Consider the following 3,828-nt stretch of genomic DNA (forward strand, 5'->3'; position numbering starts at 1 on the left):
GGGCGGGGCGGGCTGGTGACCCGCCGTGCGGGACTTCTTGGTCGGTGGCTGTCCCGGGGTGGTGCTGCGCCGCTTACAGGCTGCGGGCGGTGATGTTGCCGTGGGGGGTGGTGGCCTGGATGTCGAGGTCGGGGGTGCCGTTGTTCTTCAGGGCGTTGCTGATGCGGCCGTGGCCGGTGCCGGCGTCCAGGGTGGCCGAGACTCCGGCGGCCGCTGCGATGGTGATGTCGCCGGACTGGGTGTGCAGTTCGACGGTGCCGCGCAGGGCCGAGGCGATGCGGATGTCGCCGCGCTGGGTGCTGATCTTGGCGGAGCCGGTGAGCCGGCCGATCTCGATGTCGCCGTCGATGGCGGAGAGGCGGACGCCGGCCGCCTCGTCGATCTTGATCTGGCGGTAGGCGCCGTCGAAGTCGATGTCGCCGAGGCGTCCGACGCCGCGCAGCTCGGCGCTTGCGGTCTTGGCCTGGATGTGGGAGCCGGCGGGCAGCTGGACGGTGACCTCCAGGGACCCGGAGGGCCCGAAGAGCCGGTTGCCGGCCTGGGTGCTGCGGATCTGCAGGACGCCGTCGGCGTAGGTGACGGTGGTCTGCTCGGCGGCCTGGACGTCGCTGTTCTTGGCGGGGTTGGCGGGCAGGACCTCGACGGTGGTGTCGGTGCGGTCGGCGGCGATGAACTGGATGCGTCCGGCGGGGACGTCCAGGACGGCGGAGATCGGGGCGGGGGTGTCGAAGGTGCGCATCGTGGTCTCCCGTGTTCGCTCATGGTTTCTGACACCGGAAACGCTACGTTGCTTTCCAATTCGAGGCAACAAGCTCGTTGCGCAAAACCCGTATCGGCGCAGGTAGATGCCTGGAAACTGTTGCAACGGCTCTGCCGAGAACGCAACGCCCACTACTGCGATCATTGCAATGGCAGTGGAGTGAACGCTATAGTGGCGGGCGTCAGGGACCACCACGCAGGATCACCGAGGGAGACCGCGATGCCGGGCGGCAGGCTCACCCAGACCGAACGTCAGCAGATCGCGCTGGGACTGGCCGACAGCCTCCCCTACGCCGAGATCGCCCGGCGTCTGGACCGTCCGACGTCGACGGTCACACGGGAGGTGATGCGCAACGGCGGCCCCACCGCCTACCGCGCCGACCTGGCGCACCGGGCCACCGAACGCCGTGCCCACCGACGCAGGCCCGCCTCGGCGCGGGGGGCGCAGCCGGGCCTTCAGCCGCACGGGCGGGATGCCGAGGCGGTGGCGGAATATGAGGAGACGTTCACCACCGTGCTGATGGGTTCGGGCCTGAGCAAAATGTCGGCCCGGGTGCTGACCTGTCTGTTCACCACCGATGCGGGCAGCCTGACCGCGTCGGAACTCGCCCAGCGGCTCCAGGTCAGCCCGGCATCCATCTCCAAGGCGATCGCGTTCCTGGAGAGCCAGAGCCTGGTGCGCCGCGAGCGCGACGAGCGCCGCCGGGACCGCTACGTCGTCGATGACGAGCTGTTCTACCAGGCCACGATCGCCAGCGCCCGGGCCAACGACCAGCTGGTGGCGACCGCACGTCAGGGTGTTGCCGTTCTCGGCTCTGACACGCCTGCCGCCGCCCGGCTGGAGAACATCGCCCGTTTCCTGGACTTCATCAGCGAAAGCATCACCCGCGCTGCCGAGCAGGCCCGCGAAGTCCTCCACACCAGGCCGGGCACCAGCCCCGCCGCCGCCCCGCCGCGTCCGGACAACGGATAGACAGCCCTCTGGGCGGGTTACGGCCGCAGACGATGCTGACGGTCCCAAAGTGGCTCACTGCATGTGAACCGGACCCGGGTGCCGGCGAATTCCGCGCTGGGGGACTGCTGCGGTCGGCGAGCCGGTGGGCGGCGTGCGTGCAGAGTCGGCCCGGCCTTCTTGTCACGGAGGCCAAGGGCTGGATCACAGGATCTGCAACACGCTCGAGTCCCGGTCCAGGGGAGGTGGACGGGTGGCCGGCGGCGTGATGGCACAGGGCCGACTCCGGCCGCGGAGCGCGCCGTGCGGCCGGCGGGTGGACGTGCTGCCGCCACTGCGGGATCGGCAGCAGCCCCGGGGTCGTTCACAGCCGTCATAGGCGTGCTCCTGAAACTGCTCGGGCACGCACGGATGAATGTGCCCAGTCAGCAGCACGACAGGCTCGGTCAGGCAGCGCCGAAGCCGCCGCCTGCGAGCGCCTGCAGATAGGGGTTCCGTCGTGTCACGGGTTGCCTCGAGAAAATCAGAGCGAGAGCATCCGTCAGTGACTGCTCCACCAGGCTGTCGAACTCACCCGCCGGGCAGTGCCCTTCTGCGGGGCGGAAGCACCAGCCCTCCCGGGTGGCGTATCGGGTGCGCAACCCAATGAGCTCCTTACCCCGTGTGAAGCGCCATTCGTCCTGTCGATCGGACAGTTCAAACACTGCGAGCCCGTCCTTGCGGAGCGTGACCCTCGCGGCGTGAAGCATGAGGACAAAGTCCAGTACGCAGACGGAGGTCGCGGTGTCGGAGAAGTCGCCATTGCCGATCCTGAGGCTGACGTCGACCTTGAAGTTGTCCCAGATGAAGGCAGACCGGGTGAGCTCCTCAACCGCCGTGGGCTCGCGGAAGGCATCGAGTGGGACCCACTCTGGCCCCCATGACGTGTCTCCAGCGCTGGGAACCAAACTGAGTGAAGGCGTTGCGGGTGTGCTCACCGCTCCAGGATGCCGGACGGGGTGGCGGGACCGGCAGGGTCCCTGCTTTGAGCCAGCCCCTCCAGGAACCTGTCACGTTTGTAGTGCATCGCCGGTCTGTGCTCGAGAAGACGTGCGTGGCTGCTGCTTGTCCGGAGGGGGTACGCCGCCTGTGGGCGGGTCCCCCTCCGCGACGGTAAGGGATGTGGGGAAGTGCGCGGCGGTGTCACCAGCGCAGGACACGACCTCGACCACGGTCGTGAGGTGGGTGGCGGGGCCGATCCGGCCTCTGCCCGCTCCGGTGGAGAGGAGCACCGTGCTGGGCGGCGTCTGCCGCGCGAGGCGATGCATGCAAGACGAACGAGAGAACCGAGGTCGGCACAATGGCAAGTGAGAGTGTTGCGCATCCGAGCCTGATTGTCCCGGTGGGGCATGTCGAGCCGGTGCCGCGCAGGGTCCGGGGCGTGGTGGGAAGCCGCGTGGTGTTCGACACGCGTCGTGCACTGTACGTGTGGGAGTGGCGGGCCTACCCGCAGTTCAGTATTCCGGTGGAGGACCTGGTCGACGGCGTGCTCGTCGATGAGCATCACACGGAGCATCACGGTGCCGGTCCCGCACGCCGGCACGCGCTGCGGGTGGGTTCGCAGGTCCGCGAGGGTGCGGCGTGGGTGTGGGACGAGGGTACCCCTGGGCCGTTGCGCGGCCAGGTGCGCTTCGAGTGGGAGGCGCTGGACTCCTGGTTCGAGGAGGACGAGCCGGTCTTCGTCCACCCGCGGAGTCCGTATTCGCGGGTGGACGCTCTGCGTTCGTCCAGCAGTGTGCGGGTGGAACTGGACGGGGTGGTGCTGGCCGAGGCGCCCAATTGCGTGAAGTTGTTCGAGACCGGTCTGCCGACCCGCTACTACGTGGAGCGCATGTACGTCGACTGGGCCCGGCTGCAGGCCTCGGACACGGTGTCGCGATGCCCCTACAAGGGGACCACGAGCGGCTACTGGTCCTTCGACAGCGACGGTGACCTGCAGGAGAACATCGCCTGGGCGTACGATTTCCCCACCATTCAGGCCAATCGCATCGCGGGCCTGGTCGCGTTCTACAACGAGCACGTCGACCTGTACGTCGACGGCGTCCTGCTGCCCAAGCCCGCCGCCCCCACCCCCTGAG

General features: G+C 68.7%; 4 protein-coding genes. 2 read left to right on the forward strand and 2 right to left on the reverse strand.

The window, feature by feature from the left end; genetic code table 11:
• Nucleotides 1–73 precede the first annotated feature (73 nt).
• Complete coding sequence (locus PV350_RS45370; protein ID WP_499516387.1) at nt 74–739, reverse strand: DUF4097 family beta strand repeat-containing protein; 666 nt, start codon at nt 737–739, stop codon at nt 74–76.
• A 240-nt stretch (nt 740–979) separates the two neighbouring features.
• Between PV350_RS45370 and PV350_RS45375 the strand changes: the two genes are divergently transcribed.
• Nucleotides 980–1,732, forward strand: coding sequence for a helix-turn-helix domain-containing protein (locus tag PV350_RS45375; protein ID WP_500339163.1), 753 nt, complete (start codon nt 980–982; stop codon nt 1,730–1,732).
• A gap of 425 nt (nt 1,733–2,157) precedes the next feature.
• Here PV350_RS45375 and PV350_RS45380 read toward each other — a convergent pair whose 3' ends face one another.
• Nucleotides 2,158–2,688 carry a hypothetical protein gene (locus tag PV350_RS45380; RefSeq protein ID WP_500339164.1) on the reverse strand — a complete coding sequence of 177 codons (531 nt, stop codon included), beginning with the start codon at nt 2,686–2,688 and terminating at the stop codon, nt 2,158–2,160.
• A gap of 362 nt (nt 2,689–3,050) precedes the next feature.
• Here PV350_RS45380 and PV350_RS45385 point away from each other — a divergent pair, with 362 nt between their 5' ends.
• On the forward strand, nt 3,051–3,827 hold the full coding sequence (locus PV350_RS45385) for a DUF427 domain-containing protein (RefSeq protein ID WP_500339165.1): 777 nt from the start codon (nt 3,051–3,053) through the stop codon (nt 3,825–3,827).
• Nucleotide 3,828 lies beyond the last annotated feature (1 nt).

Source organism: Streptomyces sp. PA03-6a (genome assembly GCF_033792765.1).
Lineage (GTDB): Bacteria > Actinomycetota > Actinomycetes > Streptomycetales > Streptomycetaceae > Actinacidiphila.

What these genes read in the sequence shown, in the direction of transcription:
- PV350_RS45370 (WP_499516387.1), bottom strand. Translation starts at nt 739, where the DNA reads ATGCGCACCTTCGACACCCCCGCCCCGATCTCCGCCGTCCTGGACGTC.
- PV350_RS45375 (WP_500339163.1), top strand. Translation starts at nt 980, where the DNA reads ATGCCGGGCGGCAGGCTCACCCAGACCGAACGTCAGCAGATCGCGCTG.
- PV350_RS45385 (WP_500339165.1), top strand. Translation starts at nt 3,051, where the DNA reads ATGGCAAGTGAGAGTGTTGCGCATCCGAGCCTGATTGTCCCGGTGGGG.